This is a genomic window from Natronomonas sp. EA1 (assembly GCF_051195035.1).
Lineage (GTDB): Archaea > Halobacteriota > Halobacteria > Halobacteriales > Haloarculaceae > JBNTJV01.
Window position 1 is genome coordinate 16,330 of record NZ_JBNTJV010000008.1, and the last position, 20,747, is coordinate 37,076.

At 59.4% G+C, this 20,747-nt stretch carries 28 protein-coding genes; 5 read left to right on the forward strand and 23 right to left on the reverse strand.

What is annotated here, in order from left to right; genetic code table 11:
• Positions 1-6: 6 nt before the first annotated feature.
• From ACQUQR_RS17130 to ACQUQR_RS17145, 4 genes are all read right to left on the reverse strand, one after another.
• Positions 7-669, reverse strand: a complete 663-nt coding sequence (locus tag ACQUQR_RS17130) for a DUF6735 family protein (protein ID WP_092907631.1) — start codon at positions 667-669, stop codon at positions 7-9.
• A gap of 67 nt (positions 670-736) precedes the next feature.
• Positions 737-1,117, reverse strand: coding sequence for a hypothetical protein (locus ACQUQR_RS17135; RefSeq protein ID WP_435197610.1), 381 nt, complete (start codon positions 1,115-1,117; stop codon positions 737-739).
• 91 nt (positions 1,118-1,208) lie between these two features.
• Positions 1,209-1,397 carry a hypothetical protein gene (locus tag ACQUQR_RS17140; protein WP_006183366.1) on the reverse strand — a complete coding sequence of 63 codons (189 nt, stop codon included), beginning with the start codon at positions 1,395-1,397 and terminating at the stop codon, positions 1,209-1,211.
• Between the two features lie 138 nt (positions 1,398-1,535).
• Positions 1,536-2,417 carry a hypothetical protein gene (locus tag ACQUQR_RS17145; RefSeq protein ID WP_435197611.1) on the reverse strand — a complete coding sequence of 294 codons (882 nt, stop codon included), beginning with the start codon at positions 2,415-2,417 and terminating at the stop codon, positions 1,536-1,538.
• A gap of 136 nt (positions 2,418-2,553) precedes the next feature.
• Here ACQUQR_RS17145 and ACQUQR_RS17150 point away from each other — a divergent pair, with 136 nt between their 5' ends.
• Positions 2,554-3,105: a DUF7342 family protein gene (locus tag ACQUQR_RS17150; RefSeq protein WP_435197612.1), complete on the forward strand. Its 552-nt coding sequence runs from the start codon at positions 2,554-2,556 to the stop codon at positions 3,103-3,105.
• 17 nt (positions 3,106-3,122) lie between these two features.
• Positions 3,123-3,611: a hypothetical protein gene (locus tag ACQUQR_RS17155; RefSeq protein ID WP_435197613.1), complete on the forward strand. Its 489-nt coding sequence runs from the start codon at positions 3,123-3,125 to the stop codon at positions 3,609-3,611.
• Here ACQUQR_RS17155 and ACQUQR_RS17160 read toward each other — a convergent pair.
• Together ACQUQR_RS17160 and ACQUQR_RS17165 are read right to left on the reverse strand one after the other, a co-directional pair.
• The gene (locus ACQUQR_RS17160; RefSeq protein WP_435197614.1) at positions 3,608-4,534 is read right to left on the reverse strand and encodes a transcription initiation factor IIB; all 927 of its coding nucleotides are present in this window, start codon (positions 4,532-4,534) and stop codon (positions 3,608-3,610) included. The genes ACQUQR_RS17155 and ACQUQR_RS17160 overlap by 4 nt on opposite strands.
• A 244-nt stretch (positions 4,535-4,778) precedes the next feature.
• Positions 4,779-5,336, reverse strand: coding sequence for a hypothetical protein (locus tag ACQUQR_RS17165; RefSeq protein ID WP_435197615.1), 558 nt, complete (start codon positions 5,334-5,336; stop codon positions 4,779-4,781).
• Positions 5,337-5,584: 248 nt separating this feature from the next.
• Here ACQUQR_RS17165 and ACQUQR_RS17170 point away from each other — a divergent pair, with 248 nt between their 5' ends.
• Positions 5,585-6,064, forward strand: a complete 480-nt coding sequence (locus ACQUQR_RS17170; protein WP_435197616.1) for an ArsR/SmtB family transcription factor — start codon at positions 5,585-5,587, stop codon at positions 6,062-6,064.
• Here the strand turns inward: ACQUQR_RS17170 and ACQUQR_RS17175 are convergent, their stop codons facing one another.
• On the reverse strand, positions 6,065-7,192 hold the full coding sequence (locus tag ACQUQR_RS17175; RefSeq protein ID WP_435197617.1) for a hypothetical protein: 1,128 nt from the start codon (positions 7,190-7,192) through the stop codon (positions 6,065-6,067).
• Positions 7,193-7,403: 211 nt separating this feature from the next.
• On the opposite strand from ACQUQR_RS17175, the gene ACQUQR_RS17180 reads away from it, so the two are divergent.
• On the forward strand, positions 7,404-8,195 hold the full coding sequence (locus tag ACQUQR_RS17180; RefSeq protein WP_435197618.1) for a helix-turn-helix transcriptional regulator: 792 nt from the start codon (positions 7,404-7,406) through the stop codon (positions 8,193-8,195).
• A 282-nt stretch (positions 8,196-8,477) separates the two neighbouring features.
• Here ACQUQR_RS17180 and ACQUQR_RS17185 read toward each other — a convergent pair whose 3' ends face one another.
• The 5 genes from ACQUQR_RS17185 to ACQUQR_RS17205 all read right to left on the reverse strand — a co-directional run bounded on the left by ACQUQR_RS17185 (position 8,478) and on the right by ACQUQR_RS17205 (position 14,036).
• Positions 8,478-9,611, reverse strand: a complete 1,134-nt coding sequence (locus tag ACQUQR_RS17185) for a homing endonuclease associated repeat-containing protein (RefSeq protein WP_435197619.1) — start codon at positions 9,609-9,611, stop codon at positions 8,478-8,480.
• A gap of 222 nt (positions 9,612-9,833) precedes the next feature.
• The gene (locus ACQUQR_RS17190; protein WP_435197620.1) at positions 9,834-10,700 is read right to left on the reverse strand and encodes a DNA-binding protein; all 867 of its coding nucleotides are present in this window, start codon (positions 10,698-10,700) and stop codon (positions 9,834-9,836) included.
• A 418-nt stretch (positions 10,701-11,118) separates the two neighbouring features.
• Positions 11,119-11,511 (reverse strand): hypothetical protein, encoded by a 393-nt coding sequence (locus ACQUQR_RS17195; protein WP_435197621.1) that lies wholly within the window; start codon positions 11,509-11,511, stop codon positions 11,119-11,121.
• Positions 11,512-11,760: 249 nt separating this feature from the next.
• On the reverse strand, positions 11,761-13,647 hold the full coding sequence (locus ACQUQR_RS17200; protein WP_435197622.1) for a PAS domain S-box protein: 1,887 nt from the start codon (positions 13,645-13,647) through the stop codon (positions 11,761-11,763).
• A 146-nt stretch (positions 13,648-13,793) separates the two neighbouring features.
• Positions 13,794-14,036: a HalOD1 output domain-containing protein gene (locus tag ACQUQR_RS17205; protein WP_435197623.1), complete on the reverse strand. Its 243-nt coding sequence runs from the start codon at positions 14,034-14,036 to the stop codon at positions 13,794-13,796.
• 121 nt (positions 14,037-14,157) lie between these two features.
• On the opposite strand from ACQUQR_RS17205, the gene ACQUQR_RS17210 reads away from it, so the two are divergent.
• Entirely contained in the window at positions 14,158-14,418 is a 261-nt protein-coding gene (locus ACQUQR_RS17210; protein ID WP_435197624.1) for a MarR family transcriptional regulator, read from the forward strand.
• Between the two features lie 2 nt (positions 14,419-14,420).
• On the opposite strand, the gene ACQUQR_RS17215 is transcribed toward ACQUQR_RS17210, so the two are convergent.
• The 11 genes from ACQUQR_RS17215 to ACQUQR_RS17265 form a co-directional block, all read right to left on the reverse strand.
• A complete protein-coding gene (locus ACQUQR_RS17215) occupies positions 14,421-14,990 on the reverse strand; it encodes a hypothetical protein (protein WP_435197625.1) in 570 nt (189 codons plus the stop codon).
• The gene (locus tag ACQUQR_RS17220; protein ID WP_435066336.1) at positions 14,987-15,355 is read right to left on the reverse strand and encodes a hypothetical protein; all 369 of its coding nucleotides are present in this window, start codon (positions 15,353-15,355) and stop codon (positions 14,987-14,989) included. Before ACQUQR_RS17220 ends, ACQUQR_RS17215 begins: the two co-directional genes overlap by 4 nt.
• Before the next feature lie 98 nt (positions 15,356-15,453).
• Positions 15,454-15,783 carry a hypothetical protein gene (locus ACQUQR_RS17225; protein WP_435197626.1) on the reverse strand — a complete coding sequence of 110 codons (330 nt, stop codon included), beginning with the start codon at positions 15,781-15,783 and terminating at the stop codon, positions 15,454-15,456.
• A 31-nt stretch (positions 15,784-15,814) separates the two neighbouring features.
• The gene (locus tag ACQUQR_RS17230) at positions 15,815-16,327 is read right to left on the reverse strand and encodes a hypothetical protein (protein ID WP_435197627.1); all 513 of its coding nucleotides are present in this window, start codon (positions 16,325-16,327) and stop codon (positions 15,815-15,817) included.
• On the reverse strand, positions 16,328-16,630 hold the full coding sequence (locus ACQUQR_RS17235; protein WP_310909231.1) for a hypothetical protein: 303 nt from the start codon (positions 16,628-16,630) through the stop codon (positions 16,328-16,330). It abuts the gene before it with no gap.
• A 71-nt stretch (positions 16,631-16,701) separates the two neighbouring features.
• The gene (locus ACQUQR_RS17240) at positions 16,702-17,028 is read right to left on the reverse strand and encodes a DUF7558 family protein (RefSeq protein ID WP_277525352.1); all 327 of its coding nucleotides are present in this window, start codon (positions 17,026-17,028) and stop codon (positions 16,702-16,704) included.
• Positions 17,028-17,318: a hypothetical protein gene (locus ACQUQR_RS17245; RefSeq protein ID WP_233340853.1), complete on the reverse strand. Its 291-nt coding sequence runs from the start codon at positions 17,316-17,318 to the stop codon at positions 17,028-17,030. Before ACQUQR_RS17245 ends, ACQUQR_RS17240 begins: the two co-directional genes overlap by 1 nt.
• A gap of 195 nt (positions 17,319-17,513) precedes the next feature.
• Entirely contained in the window at positions 17,514-18,002 is a 489-nt protein-coding gene (locus tag ACQUQR_RS17250; RefSeq protein WP_435197628.1) for a hypothetical protein, read from the reverse strand.
• Between the two features lie 127 nt (positions 18,003-18,129).
• Positions 18,130-18,564, reverse strand: coding sequence for a hypothetical protein (locus tag ACQUQR_RS17255; protein ID WP_435197629.1), 435 nt, complete (start codon positions 18,562-18,564; stop codon positions 18,130-18,132).
• An 8-nt stretch (positions 18,565-18,572) separates the two neighbouring features.
• Complete coding sequence (locus ACQUQR_RS17260; protein ID WP_435197630.1) at positions 18,573-19,106, reverse strand: DUF7342 family protein; 534 nt, start codon at positions 19,104-19,106, stop codon at positions 18,573-18,575.
• A gap of 211 nt (positions 19,107-19,317) precedes the next feature.
• A complete protein-coding gene (locus ACQUQR_RS17265) occupies positions 19,318-20,580 on the reverse strand; it encodes a phage NrS-1 polymerase family protein (RefSeq protein ID WP_435197631.1) in 1,263 nt (420 codons plus the stop codon).
• Positions 20,581-20,747: the final 167 nt, after the last annotated feature.

The window sequence follows — 20,747 nt, forward strand, 5'->3', positions numbered from 1 at the left end:
ATCCAACTAGGAGTGGTTGAGGCTCGCCTTCTCGAAGGGTGACTCTCCGGTCGGAATGAGCAGTTCCTGTCGGTCTCCGACTCGCTCAGCGAGCTTCCGTTTCAGGTACTGTCTCGCCGTCGACGGCGTGAAGACGCCCTTGTCGAGCATATCGCCGACGACGTCTTTGAGGGCTGCGAACTGGCCCTGCAGGTGGCCGTCACCGACCGGCTCGCCGTCGTACCAGCGCACCGTCGCGAGCGCGCCGTTCCCGACCGTCTCTCCCTGTTCGACTGTCTCCGAGTCGTACTGGAGCCCGAACCACAGCGTCCGATAGGCGGTCACCTCGAACGTCGTCGACACCACGAAGAACGCCTCGTGGTGGAGGTAGTCGAGATGGTCAGCGACGATCTCGTCGAGGGTGAGCCCGGTGGCGCGGGGCTTCGGTTCGACGACCGTCGACGGTCGATCCTCGCCGGCGAGGTAGCCGTCGACCGCATCTGCCTCGAGGCCATCGGCCAGTTCCGCCAGCAGCTGTTTCGCCCACTTGGAGTCGGTGTCGTCGCCACCGAACGGCGACTCAGCCGAAATTCGGTGCTTGAGCTTCAGGTTCGCTGCACCCCAATGGCTGTAGTGGAGTGTGTACTGTCCGTCCGTGCGTTCGTACGCAACGAGTGCGCGGTGTCCCATCGAGCAATCACCTCACGGGGCGACCGCGACTGGATCGCCCCGCACCTCTCTCGGGGGACGAACAACGCTACTCGTCGATCGGGTCGGGGGAATTGAGGTCCGCGTGGAGGACTTCGCCGTCGCGAACGACGTACCGCTTGGCTAGGACTGGGAAGCGGCACTTGGTGAACCCCGCCGTCTGGATATCGAACTCTTCGTCGGCTTCGAGGTGGTTGGAGAGTTCTCGCAGGAATTCGTGGGTCACGATGCCGCCTTCGTAGTCCGGGAGGCCGTTCTCCCGCGCCTCGTACACCTCAAAGTCGTCGTACCCCCAGATGGTGAGCTCTCCGTCTTCGGTCACCTCCCAGTCGAGCGTCCCGAAGCAGTAGCTCTCACAGATCTCGCGGACTGCCTGCGGATCCGATACGATCGCGCCAGTCGACGTCGTCGCAGCTTGCAGTGTGGCCATATCTGGACTTCACGGGGTCGCCCCCGCACCCCTGTCGGGGGCGATAAACCGACGCGAGAGGTGGCTCCCGAGGCGTGGCCGGGGACTCCAGTTAGGAATCTGCGTGGGCGTCCGCCCCGGCTCCGTCGCTCGGCCGCGTGAGAAGGCTCACCTCTTCCAGGAGGTCTCTCGCGGTCTCGACTCGCTCTCGATCCGCGTCGTCCAATCGGTCGACGTCGAGTCGGTTGAGATTGCTGAGTATACGATGCATCCGGTAGCCCTGTTTGAACTCTTGCTCCATCGGAAGCGCCTCACCGCTCGCTGGCGCGGAAAGACCCACCGTCGAGACTGGCGTCGGGCTTTCAGGAGATCGCGGCCTTAACCAACGGACCTCGACAGTTCTCGCAGGCTGTTGGTTAACCGACGCCAAGTACTGGCGCTACTCGAGACTGGGGCCGTAGCGCGCCGAGCCACACACCCGGCACTCCCAGATCGGTTGCCCCGTCCACGCCTCATCCGGGACCGACTCGTGGGTCTTGAACCGATGGTCGGTCGCCCGTCCACAGGTTTGACAGTCGAGTTCCTGCGTCGTCGGTACCGACGACTCTTGCCGATCAGCTGCAGCTTCGCCGGCGGATTCGGTCAGCGCTATCGCTGGAACCAGCCACACCGCGTCATCGGCGTCGTCGAGGACCGCGTCGAGACGCGACGCGTCGCGGATGCCGTCCCCACGCTGGTCGTAGAGCCGCGTCGGGGCCTGCTCCTGACGCTCCGACGCTTCCTGCCTGTGCCACCCAGTCCGGTCACGGGCGGCACTGAGAAGCCGCTCTCCCTCCGCTGACGATACCTGTACCGCGTCGGGGAGTGAGGGCCATTGCTCGGCCAGCTGGCGCGCCGGCGCCTCGTCGAGCTCGTAGATGAGCGTGTAGTCGTCGACGGCCGGCTCCGCCTCGTTGGAGGTGAGGAGGTTCGCCGCGGCGCCGCCCTTCGCGACAGCGCCGTAGAACGTGGTCGACTTGATGACCAGGTGGACGATGCCGAGGAACGCCGTCGACGTCGACTCATTCGTGCTAGTGGCGTCACTCCCGAGATGGTTGGTGAGACAGAACCGGCATTTCGTCTGGCCGTCTGGGGCTGACGCCCCACAGGACCGGCACTCGCCGTCGGTTACCGTCGGCGCATCCGGGTAGCCACCGGCGCTCGTCGCGACGCGTTGCCGCCGGAGGGCACCCTCACACCCGTCGGTCAGCCTCGTGTCCGGAATGTGGGACGCCTCGCCGGTTGGCCGCAGTTCCTCAAAGTCAGAGTATCGGTTATGCATCGGTTGGCTCATAGCTTCTGTCGGTATCGTATTTTAACGTCCGGACGCCTTCGCTCGCAACGCACTCTTGATTATGCGAGAGAGTACAAACATATATGGGAGTCCAGCGCCAACACTGTCGTAAGAGGTGCCAAGCATGTCCGAATCCTCGCGAGATGGGGTCCAGTCGTGGACTGAGTCGATGAGTGCCCGCGAACGCATTCGAGCGGTCGCCGAGACGCTCCGCGAACCGCGGTCGGTCAACTGGATCAGCGAGCAGGCCGACGCTGCCTGGAGTACGACCAACGAGGAACTCCAGGATCTTGTCGACCAGGGCCAGCTGCGCCGCGTCGAGGCCGGTGAGACGACGCGCTACCAGCCGGACTACACGCGACTGCTCTTCGAGGAGATTCGTACGCTCATCGAGGAAAACACGCGCGAGGAGCTGCGGAGCGAATTGGCCGCGATCACCGAGGAGATCGAGGAGTGGCAGGCGACCTACGACGTCGAGACGTGGGAAGAGCTCGAACAGTCGCTCGCCGACGGTGACCTTACGAGTGCCGAGCTCCGCGACCGCCGCGACGTCATCGCGTTCTGGCGCGAGAACGAGGAGGATCGCCGCCTCATCAAGCACGCCTTGGAACTCTACTCCGATGTCGAAGCCGCTCGCGAACAGATGACCGACATGGCTGACCGCGCCACGAGCTAATTCTCCTCTCTCACAGAATGATCTTTCTTGCCGGTCGCGACCGCTATACACAGCGGACCCTCCTCCGGGACGTTCACGACCGACTGACGAGGCAGGCTGGGTGTGAGGACGTGCGCTATCGCCCGTCTCGACCACGACCGCGGTACGTTATTGCGGATATCGATCCGACGACGTTCCTGAGTGACTCCTACGATGCGGCGACCGCACGACTGGAGATTCGCTTCTGGTACCCAGCTGGTGTCGACCATGAATACTACCGCATCAACTGGGTCGAACCGGAGCGGAACCTGATGCTCGGCTTCCACCAGGATGCCGACCATCCAGCCCTTGGACCCTGCCACGTCCAACTCAATCACGAAGACACGCCGGTCGATCGGCATAGCGCGACGTTTCTCGATGCGCATCCACTCGCCGTCCTTGATGACCGACTACAGCAACTTCCGGCGGCGGTAGAGGCGATTCGCTGGGAGAATGGCACGCCCTCGCTTCCTACCTGGCCTGTCTAGACCGCGAGTTCATCGAGCGTTTCGTGATGCGTCCGGACAGTCGTTGGCGTGACGTTCCCTGTCTCCGCGACGTCGCTTTGCGTTACCCACTGCCCCTGTTCCTGCCCCGCTTTGTAGAGGCAGGCCGCGGCGAACCCGGCCGGATGAACGCCCATCGTGACGCCGCGCTTCTCGGCCTGCTCCGCGAGGGCTCGGGCCCGCTGTCGGATCTCGTCCGGACACTCCAGGTCCGAAGCGAGTCGCGGCACGAACATGCTGGGGGAGACGGGCTCAGCGGGGAGGCCCAGCTCTTCGTTCAGCGTCTTGTACGCGTTCGTAACTCTCGACTCCGCGACGCGGGCCATCTCGCTGACGTCGTCCACTAACCGCGAGAGGCCGTTGCACCGGCAGGCCCCGTAGACGCTGGCCGCGGCGATGGCCTCGATGGATCTGCCACGAAGCAGATCCTCGTTCTGGGCGCTCCGGAAGAGCTGACACGCCTGGTCGCGGACCGAATCGGAGAGCTCGAGGGCACTCGCCAACCGACGCACTTCACCAAGCCCGTGTGCGAGATTCCGTTCCGCTTTCGACCGCCAGCGACCCCGAGTCTGCTCACGGCGCATCCGCGCGAGTCGCCGTCGCTTCTGCCCAGAGATCTGGTTCCCCTTCGCGTCGGTACCGCGACCGATTTCCGTCGACAGGCCGCGATCGTGGCGGGCCGCAGTGAGTGGAGCACCCGTTCGCTCGCGCTCCTCGTCGTCGTACGCCCGCCACTCCGGCCCGTGATCGATACGCTGCTCGTCGATGACCAAGCCACAGTCCTCGCAGACCGTTTCGACCGCGTTCGTGGTGACTCGACCGTCGCACTCGGGACACTGGTTCGCACTCGACTCCGTCTGGACGTCCTCGTCGAAGTCAGTTTCGTAGATGTCTCTGGTTGCCATCGTTCTCACCGTGTTCAGGGAACCCGCCAGTACAGCGAGCCCCTCACCCATCGAGGGGACAATAGACTCAACGCAGGGTTGAGGTGCTTGCACCGGTAGTAGGAGACGTTTCTCGAATCAGACCGCTGTCTTCAGCAAGAATTTACTACTCAGGATACAAGCCACTTTATTGTTTCAAGGTATTCGAGTCACCGAAGCAAATCCCAAAATAATCGGTTCGGGAAGTGTGTTCAGCCAAGTGATACTACTCAGACGAGATTTCAAAGGCACTTTCAAGTGCTGCATTATTGGGTAGCCCGAAGTAGACAAATCGATACTTGCCGGGTTTTAATTCTTTGCAAACATAATATGGACCGGTTGAAAGCCCGATTGGAGACACAGTGAACTCCCAAGTGAATCCATCACTTGGGTCGTGATCGACTGCTTGGGCATCTAGAAGCACGTTACCTTTCGTCGAAAAAATGTGATTCCACTCGTCATTATCCTTCTTTTGAATTGCGTAATGATCACGAGATCCAGTCCTCTGCGACTCGGAGGATATATTTTTCAAATGGATCGAGATATCCTGACCAAGGTTAACTGAGGCAGGCTCTATTTTCAATGAGAACTTTTCGTTCGTTCCTTTCTTGATTGTATATTTTTGATCCAGATCGGTAGTGAGCAGCGACAAGTCACTATCACATTCTGGGGGTGTCTGTTGGGTCATGGTCTTCGTTTTCTGATTTGCTAACTGTTCCGCTTGGCTGAGGCAGCCACCGAATGTTGTGGCCCCGAGTGCAGCGAGGACTGTTCTGCGGCGCATGGGCACAGATACGAGCAACACGTACTTATGACTCGTCCAGGTTCAAACAACCGCTTTAGCTTGGCCAACACTGATTTTAGTTCATATCGTGGATCTCAAACAAGGAGTGTTTGAGCACAGTATGTCAGGAATATTTCCTTATCGGCCTTCGACACGGGTAGACGACCAAAATCCGAAACTAGTCGAAATTAATGACGATTCTGCCGAAAAAAATATTCAAATCGCTATCTTCTGAATCGGCTCGTTCAATGTTTGATTTGCTCTATGAGGAACCGCAGACAGCGAGCGATATCGCAAAATCACTCGATATGTCGGTCCAAAACGCAAAGTACCACCTTGATAAGCTTGAGGAGGCTGGACTCATAGAAATTATTGATATCTGGTATTCAGATAGAGGGCGTGAAATGAATGTGTACGCACCGACTAGTAGTTCGATTATATTATTTGCCGGCAATACGAACGAGAAACGATCTCTGCGCAAGATTCTCAAACAATCACTTGGAATTACTGGAATCCTTGGTATTGCGAGTTTCCTCTTTGGTTGGGTACTTCGTAACCTTAGGCCAGAAACAATCGTTGACACGGATACAGCTCCCTCAAATCCTGTGTCGGTTATCAACAACCTTGTTCAGTTTCTCGCACTCCCCGAGATCGCATTCCTGCTTGGAGGGGTCTTCGTCATATTACTCACTCTTGGAGGGTGGTACTTAGCCACCCTTCCGGATTAACTACCGAGTCTTCCACTGAATCCCAAGGTTGTTTGCCATTGAATGGGCTGTTGAACCGACAGCCTCTGAGGCTCCCGTTGCTTGGGTGGCAAGAGAAACCATGAAGAGGTAGTAATTTCCTTCAAAGTAGTCACGGTCGTACACTGGCCCACCAGAATCTCCGGATTGTTGCTCGTTGGATACATGCAGAAGACTGCGTCTCGTGACGCTCGTGCTGCAGTAATTGTCCAAGTATTCTTCGATTACGCCCGTGGTTGGACCGGTAGTGATGCCGCGCTTACGGACTTCGAGATTATTCGCCATCATATCGTCAATACCGTTACTATCCACATATCCCTCGATATAGCCGTTTTCGTCGACAATCGTGTCAGTAAAACCATCGCGCTGCGGTTGTCCTTCCTGATCATCAGCCTCAATATTTGTGAGAGCGGCGTCGTAGTCCTGGAAGTGGTGTTTTACGTGTCCGTAGTAGTCGTCACTTTGATAGGCGTTTTCACCTGTTGGATCTTGGGTAGAGCAGCTATCCTGTACATTCGGATCATCGACCCACAGGTGACGCGCACCCATTAGATAGAGATTGCCACCGTAGTCCACTCTCGCAGTCGAGGTGGCAGTACCCGACGAACTATTCTGTTCAACGCCTCCTGGAACCGGATCGTAGTTTCCGTTATAGTAGGTGTCTTGGTATTCTTCCCGGCGTGTAATGGCAACTGGCACTCCATCGACCTCCTCTGGGATGTCCGCATTAGTTCCCTCAGAACGGTCGACATGAACTCTGACTTCGAAAAATCGATAATTGTCGACAGCTGCGTTGCTCGGACCGTAACCTACTCCCAGGACTCCGGATGACTCTTCTAGGCGGTTGAAGAGTAACTGCTGTCCTCGACGTGCTCGCTCTTTCTGTTCAAACCATTCTTTTGGAACCTGTTTAGTCCGAACAGGTTCTCCCTTCGACCGATGAGTGACGATTTGAACACGATCTCTGCTAGGAGTGGCTTGAGCTTTCCCGATGGCCGTGTTGAGCCCTGCTCCAGAGATACCGATGGCTCCGAGTGATTTCATGAACTTTCGCCGGTCCATTCCCCTGTTTACTCGGACTGATTCGAGCCGAGATTGGTCTTCTGTCATGGGTTAACACCCACCAAATAGAACGTATGGGGATATTATTTCGCTATCTATTTAGTCAAACCAACACGATGAGTGGAGGAGACTTTGTTCATAAGCACCACAATATTGCTAATACGCATCCGGTAATTATAGCCAACCACTCTATTGGATAATACAAAATTCGATTCGAAGAGGGGAGAGATTTATCCAGTTTCAATTTAAACTTCCGGTTATGTCCGGTCCCCGAGTAGCGGAGCTGTTAAATCACCTTGCACACAGAGGAGATGTCCTGAAGAGCCTTGAAGAAGGACACTCTGACAGCCGTGAAATTGCAAATAAAGCGGATAAATCTCGGTCTTCGGTTGATCGAGATATTCGTCTTCTCAAAGATGATGGTTACGTCAAAGAGCATGTCGGTGATTATCAGCTAACGCAGTTTGGTAGATTTGCCCTCCAGGTATACCAATTGGCTGAACGCTTGGCCTATGCTGAACCTATTGGTCAGTATCTCCCGCCTGAGGCTCCGTTTGCTCTTCTGAAGGATGCTGAAGTTCGGGAAGCAAGCGGGACGCTTCCACAACGACCTATCGACCATGTAGCTGAACTCATTAGAGAAGCACAGGTAGTCAAAATCGTTGCGCCTGTTGTCTATCCCTCTATCACTACCGAACTTGTCTCACGGCTCCAAGATGGAGGAATAACTGTAGAGATTCTTATGACCGAGGACGTGCAAAATGAACTTTGGACCACATTCCCTGATGAGATGAAAGCGTGCATGAAGAGTAGTTCCTGTACCCTTCAACGAACTAATAATGAATTGCCGTTTGGGATGGTGATCCTCGAGGACAAAACTCTGTGTCTGGGCGTATATGACGATTCAATGCGATTGCTTGGGACAATTACGACCAGCTCAGAGGATGCTGTAGAATGGGGAATCAGCTCCTATCGCAAGCACCGAAAAGAGAGTGAAGAGATATTCTATCGTGGAGGAAGCCACAATTCGAGTAAAATGTCTACTAGATAATATTGATCAATCACAATCATGTTGCTGAATCCGTTCCGGGAGCCCCATCCTTCCGCAGATGGGACACTCCCGAAGGGGTGTAGGCGGCAGGTCGTTCCAAGCATCCTGAGCAGCCGCTAACTGTGCCTCGACGATTGGCGAGTCGGTCGTTCGGCGAGCTTCGCGAATGTGAATGCGAAGCCGTTCACGGGCCGTGAGTGTCGTGTCGTCGGTCATAGTGTGACGAGATTGCTAATGACCCCGCCACCCATCGCAGGGGGCGAGAAACACCACCGGAGTCGGTTAGCGAATATCGGGCTGAAGCGGTGCGAACTCCTCCCACATCGTATGGTGGCGTTGACAGAGCGTAATCAGGTTCTCAAGCCGGTTCGCCCGTTCGTAGTCGAGGACGCCGTCGGCATCGATGAATGCGCCAAGCGGCGTAATGTGGTGGACGTTCAGGTCACGATCCCAGCGTTCCCGGTGGGTCTCGCGGTCAATCGGACAGCCCGGCATCTGGCACTCGAAGCTGTCCCGTTCCAGCGCACGCTTGCGCTGTCTGTACCAGTTCGGTCCGTACGAAATGTCTCCGTAGCCGCCCTTCCAGAGCGGATGGTCTGGGCCGCTTGGACGTCCGGGATACTCGAACCCGGCCGCTTCGATGGCGTCTTGCCAGGTCCCATACCGGCGGGCATAGGATCCAACTGAGTAGCGACCAGAGTCACGCATCTCGATAGTTGATGGAACGTGGCCTAGCTCATCGACTAGGCGCTCGATCTCCCGATTGAGCTGTTCTTCACTGACACTCCATTGTTTGTGGGGTTCGAACCCTGCACGGCGCAACGCGCGATTCCAGCGGCCGAAGCACCGTTGGGCCACTTTCACCGACCACGCTCCGTGCTGTTCCATCTCTTGGGCCTTCGGTGGCCGTCCGAGGTCTGCGGCGAGGTTCTGAATCGCCTTGATGACATCCTCCTTTGTGGCGGTCTGCTGTGTGGTCGTCTCTAAGTTGGCTGCTCTGAGACCCTCGTTCCACGACCCGAAATGAGCCTGGACAGCGTTGGCTGAGATACGCCCCAACTCTCGCCACTCATTTCGTGAGGGCGAATGGCCGATCTGGCTGGCGACTCGTTGTAGCTCCTCGATAATCTCTGCGTCGCTATATCCGTTCGTTCGAGAATCAAGTCCGGCAGCCTCCAATCCCTCGTCCCAGCTCCCAAACGTTGAGCGCACTGCGCCTTTTGTAAATTCAGTCTCTTCTTCGATCTCCGATTGTTTTGGAACTCGCCCTTTCTCTTCGGCTAGTCGCTGTAGTTCGTCGATGATCGTTTCAGCAGGTATCGATACCTGATGAGAACGCATATGGCCGGCAATCTCGACGTTCGTTTCGAACGATTCCCCGCAGATGTCGCATGTGTAGTCTCCTTCGACTTTCATGCGTAGTTCCGAGCGTTGGGCACGCCCGCACCCCTCGTGGGGTCGGACAAACACGCCCGGTCGCGCACCGTTTCCCCCGGTTTCTGGGATAAATCTCAGACCGACACCCGAGGTCGTGGCTGCGCGCGCAGCGACCCTTGGGAGCGAGCACGGAGCGGAGGGTGGGGCGGTGGGGTCTGGGTCGGTCCGGCACACAGCAAAAAAGAAGGCTGCGTCAGTTGGCTATTCTTCCCACCACCGACCGCGCTCTGGGAACTCGATCCTGCTCCAGCCCGTGATGGCGAGACTGCACCGTCCCTGGTACCAGTTTTTCTTGACCGCTCTGAACCGGACTGTCTGCCCTTCTCGAACCACCGTCTTCTTGCTCTTCTCCCAGATCGTGAATTTCGTACGTCCACTTTCGTCTTCGATGAGTCCGACTTGGGCGATTGCTGGGGAACTGGGATCCCAGAGCTCGCTCACTGTGCCTTCGACCGTCACCTCACCGACCGGGACGTCCGGCACGTCCGCGATGGGCACGATCGCCCCCGGCGCCGCCTTCAGTTCCTCGAGGGTCTCCAGCACCGCCTTCGTGACGTCCCGCCCGCGCTGCACCTTCTCGGCCAGCTGCTTCGCGACGACTGCTCTCGACCAGCCGCCCTTCACCTCGTCGCTGATCCGCATTGCCTGCTCGTTGACCGCCGCGAGTTCGTCTTGCGTCAGCTTCTCCCGGGGATCCGTGCGCTCCGCCGGCGCCGGCTCGTCACGACCACACTGCTCGCTGACGACCTCTCGCGTGCGCTGCTCGCGACCGTCCTGCGTGCCCAGCTCGGCCTGGGCACTGATGCGCTCCAGTTCGGCTTCCCGCGCCCGAATGCGCTCTTCCTGTTCGAGGGTGACACCGTGAATCCGATCCTTGCTCGTGTCCGCGATCCCGTCCGGATGGTTCGCATCCACCTTCGCCTGCGTCTCCTGCTCGACCGCCGCCTCGAACTCCGGCGTCTCGTCGACGACTGGGAAGCCGTCTTCATCGACCGCCTGACCGCCCGCGTTCTCGAATGCCTGTTCATCGACCGAAACGACCTTTCCGCTAGCGTTGTTACTGGACATTGGTATCTCTCCAAGGTACCACTGAAGGCGCTCACGCGCCGACACCGCGATGCTACCACATCGCGGTTTTCCGACGACAACGACCGACAGAACCATCTGCGCGCTCTCGCTCGCGCCTTCGCGAGCGCCCTACCGGGCGCGAGCGAGAGCGCGCCTGCATGAGGTGGCCCCAACCAGCACCGCGCGCCGACCCGCCCGGAGCGAGCGGCCAGCGGAGTAAGCGTGGGGGGTGAGCAGCCACGCCGCGCAACCCCTCGCGCTTACCCGCTGGCGCCGAGGGCACATGCACTTTAGCCCGGAACGGGCGCGGGCGGTGTGGAGAGCGCCCGCACGCCCGGAATGGTCGGTCGCGAGCGACGCGGAGGGCGGCAGCGGCGAGCGGGGCGGGCCGCTACGTACTCACCGAAACCAGAATCGGTCAGAAGAGATTTCGAAGCCGCTCTTTCAACGGTTTGTACTGCCACCCGCAGCGATGGCACGTGAGATAGTCATCCTCGTCGTATCGGCGGACATACGCCTGACAGTTGGGACACACTCCCTCTTCGGAGGTGGTTTCGTAGTACTCCGATTTCTGCTGTGAGAACACGTGAATGTCCCGCCCATGAACGGACGAAACTGCGAGATAAACATAGTTGTCTCCCTGATAGACCTCCCGATCAGCGTCAAACCCAGCAGACTGGTCGACGCCATCTGCTGTCGCGCTCTCGACGATCCAGTCTGGGGGATCAGCGTAATACTCCCACCCCTCATCTTCGACGGCGTCAATCAGCTCCTCCTCATCTGCCCGTCGTTGGTGCCCTCCATTTGGCATACTGAGGGAATATCTCAGTTGCTGGAGTTAGTTGTTGGTGGTAGACCCAGCTGCAGACCGAAATCTTACTATGCGAAATCGACTCCGGAGCAACCCGCCTCCTGGCGGACTCAGAAAGGGCGAGGCCGTCTCGGCCGTCCCCCGGCCCCGCAAGCACCGCAGCAACGAGGCGCGCAGCGGCGGTCGCGGGACGTCGAGCCGCCGAGGGCTTTCGCACCCGTCTCCTCACGCTCTCAATATTGAACTGGATTAGGTGCCTAAAACCTCGAACCGGGCCCCGCCGTCAGTGCCCTCGGTGACCTCAATCTCCCACCCGTGAGCTTCGACGACGCGTTTGACGATCGCGAGACCGAACCCGGTGCCGTCTTGGTTGGTCGTGTACCCGCTCTCGAAGACATCGTCTCGTTCAGCCGCCGGAATACCGGGACCGGTATCTTCGACGAAGAAGCCGCCGTCGAGGGCACCGACGCGAATTGTGACCCCCTCGCCGCCGTGTTCGATCGCGTTCCGGTACAGGTTTTCGAACACCTGGATGAGTCGACTACGATCCGCGTCGATCTGGACGCTCGACTCGATCTCGAGCGAAACGGATTCGGTTGTGACGTTGGTCCAGGCTTGATTAGCGACCGCGCGCAGTGCAACCGGTTCCGTCTCACCAACGGCATCGCCTTCGCGAGCGAGTGTCAACATATCCTCAATAAGCCGTTCCATCCGATTCAGCGCGCGGTCGATGGCCTCGACGTGGTCTAGTTCGCCAGTCCTCTGTATGAGTTCCAACCGACCTTGGGCAACATTCAAGGGATTACGGAGGTCGTGCGAGAGGATACTGGCGAACTCTTCGAGCCGGTCGCGTTCGCGTCGGATAGTCGCCTCGGCCTCGATGCGCTGGAGAGCTGTCGTCACATGCGTCGCGAGCATCTCGGCGACCTCTTCATCACGTTCGGAGAACGCTGCTGGCTCGTGGGCAAACGCCTGCACGACCCCGTATTCCCCGAGAGGGATACTTAACAGCGCTTGTGGCTCCGCTAGGTCCGCGTCCGGAAGTGACTCTCTGTCCTGAACCGGGGACTGTGCTGCTGAGCGCGTATCCGTTAGATCGTCGAGTCGGAGGACTTCCCCGGACTGGTAGCTCTGCCCCGCGTATCCGAGAGTTGCGGATATGGGCTGACACTCCTCGAGGGATTCGTGGTCCGAACTGGCGGCCGGCACGAGCTGGTCTCCGTCCGCAATCGCCACGCGGGCAACAGCGGCCGGGAAGACGTCAACGACCCCGTCTGCAGTGCGTTGGTACACCTCTTCTTTGGATGCTGCCCTGGTGATCTCGGTCGCGACCTCGTGTAACTGTGTGACCTTCGACGTGTGGTCACGAAGCTGCTCCTCGGCTGCTTTTCGGTCGGAAATGTCCTGAATAACGCCCGTAAAGAGGTGGTCGTCGCCTACGACGTATTCGCCAAAACTGACTTCGACGGGGAATTCCTCGCCGTCGGCGCGCAGGCCGGCCAATTCGAGGCCATCCCAGTCGACAGTTCGCCTACCGTCAGAGAGGTACTGAGACAGCCCCTCGAGATGCGCCTCACGGAATCGGGCCGGAATCAGCTTCGTCAGCGGTTCGCCGACGAGATCCGTTGTGGGATAGCCGAAGAGGGCTTCGGTCGCGTCGTTCGCGTAGCGGATTGTACTCGTTTCGTCGATTGAGATGACCGCAAACGGCGAGTTCTCCGTGAGCGCCCGGAAGCGATGTTCTGAAAGTTCGAGTTGGTGTTCCCGTGCTTGGAGTCCCGTCGCATAGTAGCCGAGAAGCACACCGGCGGCCATGAAGATGCCAGCGCCATTGAGGTTCAACACGATCGGTTCCCCGGACGGGACCTGTTCCAGCGAGATGATGAAGACGAACCAGAGGTTGACAGCTACGCCGACGATGCCACCACCCAGCGTCCACTTCGAAAGCTGTCTGACACGGGCTGTTGGAGTCGTTCTGGCGAGCCATATCCCGCCGACGATGAGCCCGATGCCGACGACGAATGGTAGCGCTACCTCAGTGAGGTCGATAATGGGATCGTCGGTGTCAGTCGCGGTTCGGGCGAGTGTGAGCAGAAGGAGTACAGCTCCAAGGATGGTGACCGACCATTGACTCACCGCCCGAGACCAATCCCTCATCTGAAAGGTATAGCAGGTTCTAGGTTCATAATTTGCCTGATTGGAGAACGTACGTGATTGCACGCCTCACACCAGCTACACCCGGAATTGGAACGTTCGGAAGTCGATATTCCACGGATGGCATGCTATTGGTCCTCCGCGTGTCCGCCTTGGGGATCGACGATTTCGACAGCATCGCCTGTAACTGCGAGCTGAATCCCCTCGACAGTGACACGAACCTCGACTGATCCACTGGATCCGGCTACCAGCTGCTCAACTGCTTCGACATCGATATAGTCGTGTAATTGGTACTGGTCGCGGTCCACTCCACACGATTCCAGGGTCTCGATAATCTCCACGGTGAGGGTTTGTGGTGAGGACTGGTCCATCTCAATGCTCGTAGAGTAGGGTGGGGAGCCGTTAAAACATTGGGAGTCAACTACAGGAGCGTATCGCTTTTCTAATCGACTTAGCGCGTTCGGGATAGCGTCGGCGCAACCAGAAGCGATTATGCGCTTTGACGCCGACTGGATGTCTCGCGCTGATGACCGCATTCTAGAGCATCTTGCTGAAGCCGGCCCCGATACCCCAAAGGAAATGGCAGACAGCGATCGAGTTCGCTTCTCCCGCCAACACATCAATGCCCGCTGCAAGACGCTGGTCGAATACGGCCTCCTCGTCCACCTCGGGAACGGCGTCTACGATATCACGCGAACGGGAGAGCAGTATCTCGCCGGCGAACTTGACGCTCGTGACCTCGAAGCTGACTGAACCTACTCCTCCAGGAGCGCGACTAACTGGGCGACGTACGGGCTGTTGTCCCAGCTCCGGTGGGGGCTGATCACGCGAAGTAGCGTTCGCGTCTCCTCGTGGGTCATGTGGCCGTTCCGGGCGTAATCACAGATGAGACGCGGTGTCGGGACGATACGCGGCCCTTCGAGCACCGCGTGGATGAGCGGGAAGTTCGTGCCGCCAAATTCGTCGGTGAGAAAGCCGTCGACGTCGAGCGCGTTCGCGAGGACGATGCCATCAGTTTCGCCGTCATCGAGCCCGAACGTCGGTCGCGCGGCCGGGGTATCCTCGCGCGCATACGGATCTTCGACCGTATAGTGGCCACGGGCCGCGAGGACGTTACTCGCCGCAGCGGCGTGGATATCCTGATACTGCGTGATGTCGCGGAGTTCTTCGACTACTTCCAGAGGGACGACCACGTCACAGGAGGTGAGCAGGTACTGGAACGGGTCCGGAACGTCGGACCCGACCGCTGCATCCGCACGGGGCACCGCGAGACTGACGAGCGCACTCGTATCGGCGACGACTGTTCGCAGCCGTGGACCGCTCATCGATCGTCGTCGACCGCGGTGTCGACCGTCGTCACATCCCCATCGTAGACGTCGACGTCGTCGGGCGCAGCAAGATCGAGAGGTTCGTCCTCGAGATCCGCTTTGAGGAGACGGAGTCGCTGGGCGGTCTCGGCGCCGACCAGTTGCTTGACCGTCTCGAACTCGAGCTGGTTGTCGTAGTACTTCGTCGCGACCAGCTCTTGGAACGTCTCGCTGTCGGCCGTGTCTTCGATGTACTCGCGGATGGCCTCGACGAGGAGATCTGTCCGGTCCTTGTCGAAGAGATCGGCGATGGCATCCAGCCGGTCGACGAGGTACTCCGGCGACTGGAAGTGAACCCGCCGGGGATCGTCACTTGCGCTCATTCTATGTGCAAGTTCTGCACACAGACGCATAACCGTTTCGGCGTTTGCACAGAGCTTGCACATCAGTGCTCGGGAGACGGGACTCGTTCACGTCGGGTTCAATCGTCGTGCTGCGCGTTCAATTCTGTAAGGAACTGGCCAGCGGTCGTCCCGATACGAACACCGTTGACGTTGGACATTTCGAGGCCGTGAGTAGCGGTCCGGAAAGGCGTGCCGTCGACGAGGACGCGGTGAACGACGATGCGGATGGGATCGGTCCCGTACCTGTCGACGACAGTCGCCATCATCTCGTCGAGATGTGCATCCCGGTGCTCCGTCCGGGGATGCTGTGCGCGCTCGAGGATGAGTTCGACCACGTCATCAACTGATGCGTGCTCGGGATTCTTCGTTCGTTCACGAACGTCGTAGAGAGCGTCGTTATCGGGCATTTCTGTTCACTTCGAAGTATCCTCTACGGTGTCAGGGCTCCTTGAGCAATGAGCGAGCTCGCTGCACGTAACTGTTCGCGCCCCAGCTACGGGCGTCGCTAATCGCATCGAGGAGCAGCCGCGCATCGGCAGCTGATAGGTGTTCAGCTCGAACGAGAACCGAGAGCAGCGTCGGTGTCGTGACGAGCCGAGTATCAGCGAGCGAGGCGTGGATCAAGCCAAGTTGGTTGAACTCGTCACAGAGGAAGAGCGCAGCATCGAGATCGTTCGCGAGCGTGACCGCCGCGTTTTCACCGTCATCGAGGGGGAACTCGGCATCGAGGTCGACCGACTGTGTCGTGAATGACTCCGTTTGGTCGAGGACGGCGGACGCGGCGTGTCCATGGACGTCATCGTAGGAGGCGATCTCTTGGAGTTCATCGATGACCGCCGTTGGGACGACGACCTCGTACCGGGAGAGACAGAGTGCGAGTGGGTCAGGATCGTCGTCAGTAACGATCCCGAGACTCACGAGGGCGGAGGCGTCTGCGATAAGCCGCGACATCTATGCGTCGGCGACCTCGTCGATGAAGTCCTCGTCCAACTGCTGTTTCAACACTCGGAGGTTTGCCGCCTCCTCGGCGCCGACGAGCGCTTTGAGTTGCTCGAAGGTGATCTCATCGTCGTAATAGGCGGCAGCGATCTCCTGGGTGAGTGCGTCGTCGTGAGCGGCGTCTTGGAGGTACTCCCGAAGCGCGGTCACGAGGATATCTGTTCGGTCTTCCCCGAGGACTGCGGCCAGTGCGTCGGCCCGGTCGATGAGCCGATTGGGGGCCCGAAACTGCACGCGCTTCTTATCGGTACTCATGATGTGTACATTGTGAGCCAACGCACTTAGCCGTTTTTGTGTGTACGATGTGAGCCTCACTCGGCCAAGCGTCACTCGGCCACGAGATGCTCCTCGAGGTCACGCGTCCAGTACGTCGCGAGCCCACCAGGGCTACAGCGAGCACACAGTTGGAGCGGCCCCTCGAGATGGCCGAGTTCGACGCGGAACCGGGTAAGTGCCGCGAGGGCGTCGACGACCAGTCCACACCCGTCGCAGGCGTGGTGGTCGCGCTCGTCGGGATCCGACCGCGTCTGGGTGGCGCAGTCGACACAGATTGGGTGCGTCACCCGTTCGTCTTTCCCCCACGTATGCGCCTCGCCCATCTCTGCACCGGGCGGCGAATCGCAGAACGCACACCCAGAAAGCGTCTGTTGCATCAGTTGTCCTCCGCGTCGGCGTCGGTGGCGGCCTGCCAGCCACGATGGAACACGGCGAGCTGGGTGATCGACTCGAAGGGCTTGCTACTGGGCTCGTGGACGAGAATGCGTTGGTCAGGGATCGGCGCCACCACATCGTCCTCGACGAGGTCGCCAACGAGACGGCGGGCAGTCGCCTCGTCGATGTCCGCCGTCGCGACTCGGGACGCATCCTGGTCCTGTGCAACGAGTTCGGTTTCGAGCCGGTCGTAGTCGCCTGTCGTGTCGTCGATGGTATCTTGACCAGACATAGGAACTCACTCTTTTGCACGCGCTTCGAGCGCGCCTCACGCCTCCTGGCGCCGATAAACACGCCTGCGGTGCGGGCACGATGTCCTACGTCAGCGATCTGCCTTCAGCTAGCCTCGTTCCTGGTTGGAAGAGAGCATGACGCTACTCCAACACCTACTGTGAGCCACCCCTTGCTGTCGGTCCCTGTCGGTCTGTTAGAGTGCGATCACGAGCCCGGTCACGAGTGTAACAAATCCGAGTGCCAGCCACGTCGTCCGCGCTGCAAGGCGCTGCCAAACCCGCCTCCCCAGCTGGCGGAGTTGATCATGGAGGGCTGCCCGCCGTTCCGTTTCGAGGACCGCGACTTCGTCGTAGTAATCGCGGCGCTCTGCGGGAAGCGTCCGGAGTGTCGTCTGGCACTCGCTGCAAGTGTATTCGAACTCTGCTCGGACGTGCTGGCGGCGGAATTCTTGCTCGCCGCCCTCGTCGTAGCCTGTGACCTCGTACACGAGGAGTTTCGAGACGAAGCGACGGTTCCCGCACTCCGGACATTGGTTCATTCTGAGCGTTGGCGTTCCATCCTCGCTGCTCGTATCGTCTGGCCAGGATGTCTGTGGCTCTGTATCCTCGGTATCTCTGGGTGGACTCGTGTGGTTCTCTGATGGCGATGCACTCGCTGTCTCGGAGTTATTGAACGTCGACATGGATTCACCTGTGACTGCACTCAGCTGACACCAGGCTGGACACCACGACGGCTCTCCTGGTGGTGCCCATCGCGCTGAGCGCCGTCACCCTTGGTCGGCGCGATAAACGCCACTGCGGGGGAGTCGTCTAGTCGTCCCACAGTACTGCAATCCGGTCTTCGATCTCGTCGAGGACGAGTCGCAGGACATCACGATGATCGGTCGGCCAGGAGTCATCGTCACCGGGCGTCGGGGCGGTGGGCGGGGGATGGAAGTGGTCGCGCGTATTGTGGGGGTTCGGATGCCGATCCCATCGGCATTCCCAGGTGTGCCCCGAATGTAACTCACGATAGTGGATTGTGAAGTCGTCGTTCGTGTACCAGCGGACAGTCAGGGTTGCGTCGTCGACGGGCGCTGGGTAGTATGACGATGCAAAGACGACCTGAAGCTCGAAATGGCCGCTTGCATCCGTGATGGCCGCGTGGGAGACCTGCCTCGTCGCTTGGAGCCGCGTCTGAAGGAACTCGAGGATGGGACGATCGATGGGGGCAGGGCTCCCGCCATCGCCTGTCGGTGGCACCATCGAGCGGGCTACCCGGATGCCTGTTCGCGCTCGCCACCCGTGCGTTGCTGGCGGGCGCGCTCGTAGCGGTCTCGCTCCTCGCGAGCGGTCGCCCAGTCACCAAGGTCGCTGTACACGTCGTCGATGGTCCACTCGTCGCTGCCCTCCGCGGCGGCGACGGCATCGACGGCGGCCGGTGACGCGGCGTCGTACGCCTCCTCATACTCGGTGATACGCGTCGTCAGCTCACGAACGCGATCCTGCAGGTCCTCGACGGAATGGTCGGCTGCGAGCTGGTTGGTGCGTCGCCACTCGAAGTACGCATCGTTGCGCTCGTAGGTAGCCGGATGGCCGTCGTGTCGGGTGACAATACCGAGGTCGTCGAACCACCCCAGATACTTCCGGGCGGTCTTGGGGTCACAGTCGGCGCTGTCGGCGATCGCGCTCGCCGTCGTCGGCTCGCGGGTCTGCAGGATGGTCCCGTAGATGCGTTGTTCGACGTCGTCGCTGCTGAACGGCTCCTCGAAGGGGGGCGGCCCATCGGTGGCGTCTGTCTCGGACATACGTGGGATTGCAGGGCGAAGGATATAGTTCTTACTTCGAGGAATAGTTTCCTGAACTGCCGGATCCTGCGGTAGCCCCCGTTTAGTGGCGAGATTGAGTGTAGTTAACCAACAAACAGCGTGTAACACCGAGTGCGTTGGTTAATTTTCTCGGCTCGCAGAATCAGAACGCTCGAGAGAGGGGTTTTCGGATGGCGGTGAAGCGGCGCCACTACTCGGACTGGTCACCGAAGAATCGACTCAACAGAGAGGATGGCTCTGAGTCATCACCGGTCTCGATCGCAGTACCGGAGTCTTCCTCGTGGGATTGCGCAGTTTCCTGATCACGGGCTGCGAGTTCGTCGGCGAGGCGCTCGATCTCTGTTTCGAGGGTCTCGATCCGCTCAGTCTTCTGTTCGAGTGTTGCTTCGAGTTCGTCGACGCGCTCGCTCAACAAGCGGTTTTTCTCCGCCAGATACGCACGACTCCGGTCTGCCTCGTCAGGCGTCCCGCCAGTTGCGATCCCGTCAGGTGTGCCGTGAGGATCTGCGCTATCGTCGCCGGCGTTCGGGTCGTAGAACTCCGACGTGGTCGCAATCGCTCGCTCGATGGTCTTCTCGCCGTACGTCGACCCGTCAGCGTAGTGGACCTCGTCCCACTTCTCTCGCATCAATCCCGACTGGCGGAACAGCTGCTCCATTTGAGTCCGGTCACCACCGGTCCAGAACGCCAGCAAACAGCACAGTGCCATGTCGGCTTCCGACTGACTATCGTAGCCGACCGTATTCCCGTTCCAGAGCCGCTCGAACTTCTCACCGTTCGATGCGTTTCGCGCTTTCTCGAGGAGGTCCTCGTCTTCAAGGTCGACGTCAACGTCAGCTGCACCGGTCGTCGGTGACCGGTCGTCAGCGTCACCACGCGATTCGGACTCGGAGGCTGTATCACGCTCGGTGCCCTGGACGTACTCACGGTGAATCGCTGTGAGCGCGTCCTGCCGACGTGCAACGTGCGTCGGTGTCCGCTCGACGTGGTCGCCAGTGACGGTGAAAAAGCGGGCCGTGTCGTACAGTTCGACGCTCCCGCGACGGTTCCGACCGTCGGGGAGTTCGCCGGTAATCAGGACGTGATAGCCGGTACCGGACGGTGACACCTCCGTATAGGAGTCGAGTCGTTCGATGATGTCCAGCGCTGCGTCGTTGACGTCGTCTGTCTCGGGATCGCGGCAGTCGTCCAGATCGACACCGACGATGGGATCGTCGTCAGTAAACACGAACCCGATGCCATCGGCGTACTCCGTCTCGCTGTAGTCGAGTGCTGCCTCGAAACTCGCCCAGCTCTCCGACTCTGTTGCTGACGCGAACCCCCCTGCCCCTGGCGTCACCGGAATCTTCGTCGGTTTGCCGTCCCGTTTCTCTTCGCGCCAGCACACCCATTGGTCGCGTTCGCGTAACGTCTCCGGAATCGCCTCCGGCTCGTTGACGATAGGGTCACTCATCCTCACGTAGCACCTCGCATGGCTCTCACTGGCTCTGAGCCAGCACAGAACGCTCTCTGCTGTACGTCGCGATCCAATCCCTTGGTCCCAACGGGGACCCCCCGTTCTATCCTAGTTGGTTGTTGGGTGGAACACCCGCTATAGCAGGTTAAAAATCGCTGGACGTG

Bases quoted from the DNA above. Each gene is read 5' to 3' on its own strand.
- ACQUQR_RS17130 (WP_092907631.1), bottom strand. From the start codon at position 669: ATGGGACACCGCGCACTCGTTGCGTACGAACGCACGGACGGACAGTAC.
- ACQUQR_RS17135 (WP_435197610.1), bottom strand. From the start codon at position 1,117: ATGGCCACACTGCAAGCTGCGACGACGTCGACTGGCGCGATCGTATCG.
- ACQUQR_RS17140 (WP_006183366.1), bottom strand. From the start codon at position 1,397: ATGGAGCAAGAGTTCAAACAGGGCTACCGGATGCATCGTATACTCAGC.
- ACQUQR_RS17145 (WP_435197611.1), bottom strand. From the start codon at position 2,417: ATGCATAACCGATACTCTGACTTTGAGGAACTGCGGCCAACCGGCGAG.
- ACQUQR_RS17150 (WP_435197612.1), top strand. From the start codon at position 2,554: ATGTCCGAATCCTCGCGAGATGGGGTCCAGTCGTGGACTGAGTCGATG.
- ACQUQR_RS17155 (WP_435197613.1), top strand. From the start codon at position 3,123: ATGATCTTTCTTGCCGGTCGCGACCGCTATACACAGCGGACCCTCCTC.
- ACQUQR_RS17160 (WP_435197614.1), bottom strand. From the start codon at position 4,534: ATGGCAACCAGAGACATCTACGAAACTGACTTCGACGAGGACGTCCAG.
- ACQUQR_RS17165 (WP_435197615.1), bottom strand. From the start codon at position 5,336: ATGCGCCGCAGAACAGTCCTCGCTGCACTCGGGGCCACAACATTCGGT.
- ACQUQR_RS17170 (WP_435197616.1), top strand. From the start codon at position 5,585: ATGTTTGATTTGCTCTATGAGGAACCGCAGACAGCGAGCGATATCGCA.
- ACQUQR_RS17175 (WP_435197617.1), bottom strand. From the start codon at position 7,192: ATGACAGAAGACCAATCTCGGCTCGAATCAGTCCGAGTAAACAGGGGA.
- ACQUQR_RS17180 (WP_435197618.1), top strand. From the start codon at position 7,404: ATGTCCGGTCCCCGAGTAGCGGAGCTGTTAAATCACCTTGCACACAGA.
- ACQUQR_RS17185 (WP_435197619.1), bottom strand. From the start codon at position 9,611: ATGAAAGTCGAAGGAGACTACACATGCGACATCTGCGGGGAATCGTTC.
- ACQUQR_RS17190 (WP_435197620.1), bottom strand. From the start codon at position 10,700: ATGTCCAGTAACAACGCTAGCGGAAAGGTCGTTTCGGTCGATGAACAG.
- ACQUQR_RS17195 (WP_435197621.1), bottom strand. From the start codon at position 11,511: ATGCCAAATGGAGGGCACCAACGACGGGCAGATGAGGAGGAGCTGATT.
- ACQUQR_RS17205 (WP_435197623.1), bottom strand. From the start codon at position 14,036: ATGGACCAGTCCTCACCACAAACCCTCACCGTGGAGATTATCGAGACC.
- ACQUQR_RS17210 (WP_435197624.1), top strand. From the start codon at position 14,158: ATGCGCTTTGACGCCGACTGGATGTCTCGCGCTGATGACCGCATTCTA.
- ACQUQR_RS17215 (WP_435197625.1), bottom strand. From the start codon at position 14,990: ATGAGCGGTCCACGGCTGCGAACAGTCGTCGCCGATACGAGTGCGCTC.
- ACQUQR_RS17220 (WP_435066336.1), bottom strand. From the start codon at position 15,355: ATGAGCGCAAGTGACGATCCCCGGCGGGTTCACTTCCAGTCGCCGGAG.
- ACQUQR_RS17225 (WP_435197626.1), bottom strand. From the start codon at position 15,783: ATGCCCGATAACGACGCTCTCTACGACGTTCGTGAACGAACGAAGAAT.
- ACQUQR_RS17230 (WP_435197627.1), bottom strand. From the start codon at position 16,327: ATGTCGCGGCTTATCGCAGACGCCTCCGCCCTCGTGAGTCTCGGGATC.
- ACQUQR_RS17235 (WP_310909231.1), bottom strand. From the start codon at position 16,630: ATGAGTACCGATAAGAAGCGCGTGCAGTTTCGGGCCCCCAATCGGCTC.
- ACQUQR_RS17240 (WP_277525352.1), bottom strand. From the start codon at position 17,028: ATGCAACAGACGCTTTCTGGGTGTGCGTTCTGCGATTCGCCGCCCGGT.
- ACQUQR_RS17245 (WP_233340853.1), bottom strand. From the start codon at position 17,318: ATGTCTGGTCAAGATACCATCGACGACACGACAGGCGACTACGACCGG.
- ACQUQR_RS17250 (WP_435197628.1), bottom strand. From the start codon at position 18,002: ATGTCGACGTTCAATAACTCCGAGACAGCGAGTGCATCGCCATCAGAG.
- ACQUQR_RS17255 (WP_435197629.1), bottom strand. From the start codon at position 18,564: ATGGTGCCACCGACAGGCGATGGCGGGAGCCCTGCCCCCATCGATCGT.
- ACQUQR_RS17260 (WP_435197630.1), bottom strand. From the start codon at position 19,106: ATGTCCGAGACAGACGCCACCGATGGGCCGCCCCCCTTCGAGGAGCCG.
- ACQUQR_RS17265 (WP_435197631.1), bottom strand. From the start codon at position 20,580: ATGAGTGACCCTATCGTCAACGAGCCGGAGGCGATTCCGGAGACGTTA.